Genomic DNA, 1,911 nt, shown 5'->3' on the forward strand with positions numbered 1-1,911 from the left:
GATCGAGAAGCTGCGGCGGACGCTCTATGGCACGCGCTCGGAACGATCGGCGCGGCTGCTCGATCAGCTAGAGCTGGAGCTTGAGGAGCTTGAGGCGGCTGCAACTGAGAATGAACTCGCCGCCGAGAAGGCGGCCAGGAAGATGCCGACGGTGCGTTCGTTTGAGCGCAAGCGGCCGGTGCGCCAACCCTTCCCCGACGACATCGTGCGCGAACGCGTGGTCCTGCCGGCTCCGACGCAATGCCCCTGCTGCGGGTCGGCGCGGCTGTCGAAGCTCGGCGAAAGCGTGACCTCGACGCTGGAGGAGATCCCACGCCGGTTCAAGGTGATCGACACGGTGCGGGAGAAGTTCAGTTGCCGGGACTGCGAGGCGATCACGCAGCCACCGGCACCGTTCTATGCCACGCCGCGGGGCTATATCGGACCGCAGCTTCTGGCGACGATCCTGTACGACAAATTTGGTCAGCATCAGCCGCTGAACCGACAGAGCCAGCGCTTCAAATGCGAGGGGATCGACCTGTCGGTCTCGACGCTGGCGGATCAGGTTGGCGCCGGAGCGTTCGCGGTCAGGCCCATCTTTGAACTGATCGAAGCCCATGTGCTCTCCGCCGATAGGCTCCATGGCGACGACACCAAGATCCCGATCCTGGCGAAGGGAAAGACGGATACCGGGCGGATTTGGACCTATGTCCGCGACGATCGGCCATTTGGCGGGCAAGGTCCGCCGGCGGCGCTGTTTTACGCCTCGCGCGATCGGCGCGGCGAACATCCGGCGCGGCATCTTCAGGACTTCGCCGGCATCCTTCAAGCCGACGCCTATAGCGGGTTCAACGCGCTCTTCGATCCCGGGGCGCAAGGCGGTGCCCGCCACGGCCGCCTTCTGCTGGGCGCACGGCCGCAGAGCATTCTTCGAACTGGCCGATATCGCCCAGAACGCTCGCCGCGGAAGATCGGCGACGGCGATCTCGCCCATTGCGCTGGAAGCGGTTCGTCGAATTGACCAGCTGTTCGAGATCGAGCGCGAGATCCATGGGTCGAGTGCTGCGGAGCGGCTACGGGTCCGCCAAGACAGAAGCGCGCCGCTGCTGAGCGATTTTGAGGCTTGGCTACGGGCGGAATCCGCCCGGCTCTCGCGTTCGTCCAACGTGATCAAGCCGATCAATTATCTGCTCAACCGATGGGAAGGCTTTGCTCGCTTTGTCCACGACGGAAGGATCTGCCTGACCAACAATGCGGCCGAGCGAGCGCTGCGCGGCTTTGCGCTGGGAAGAAAGGCATGGTTGTTCGCCGGTTCTGATCGCGGCGCGGAGCGGGCTGCCGCGATGGCCACGCTTATCATGACGGCGCGTCTCAACGACGTCGACCCGAAAGCCTGGCTTACCGACGTCTTCGCGCGCATCGCCGACATGCCGCAGAATCGCCTGCACGAGTTGTTGCCCTGGAACTGGACGCCTCCTGCGTCGAGGTCCTCCGCCCAGGCGGCGTAGCCATGCACGTCAACAAGGTTCACGCCGTCTTCACCATCGCTCGCGTCGCAAAAGACCTCGGCGAAGACGAGGACTGGCTCTGGGACGTGGCCAACGGAATGGACACAGAGGATGGCGTCATCTGGGTTTACGGCATAGGTGACGACCAGGTCATGGCGTTCACCGGCTTCGGCACGAAAAGCTGACGGAGCTCATCAGGATGCACAAGGAAGCCCCCGAACTCCTCAAGCGGTGGAATCGGTGAGCCCCTGTCCGCGGCCTAGCTCGGATGGATACCGCTTTCCCGAAGGGCGGGCCGAAGAATTGGGCCGACTTCTGGAACGTCAAGGAATTCCCGGGACTGAGGGGACTCGGTGCCAATTCTTCTTTTGCTCAATTAGCGTTTGCGTTGGCCGCCGATGGCTTCACGGACAAGGGTCTCTTG

General features: G+C 63.5%; 1 protein-coding gene and 1 pseudogene. Both read left to right on the plus strand.

Annotated features, from left to right (window positions below; all coding sequences use genetic code 11):
- Positions 1-1,487 (plus strand): IS66 family transposase gene (locus IVA78_RS23095; protein ID WP_247468122.1). Its coding sequence is split into 2 segments (ribosomal slippage), with 1,486 coding nucleotides annotated over them: positions 1-844 and positions 846-1,487; the frame shifts between segments, so codons are not numbered across the junction. This gene is flagged as partial in the annotation.
- A gap of 2 nt (positions 1,488-1,489) precedes the next feature.
- A pseudogene (locus IVA78_RS23100) lies at positions 1,490-1,731 on the plus strand (hypothetical protein).
- Positions 1,732-1,911 lie beyond the last annotated feature (180 nt).

It is taken from the genome of Bradyrhizobium sp. 137, from assembly GCF_023074095.1.
Classification (GTDB): domain Bacteria; phylum Pseudomonadota; class Alphaproteobacteria; order Rhizobiales; family Xanthobacteraceae; genus Bradyrhizobium.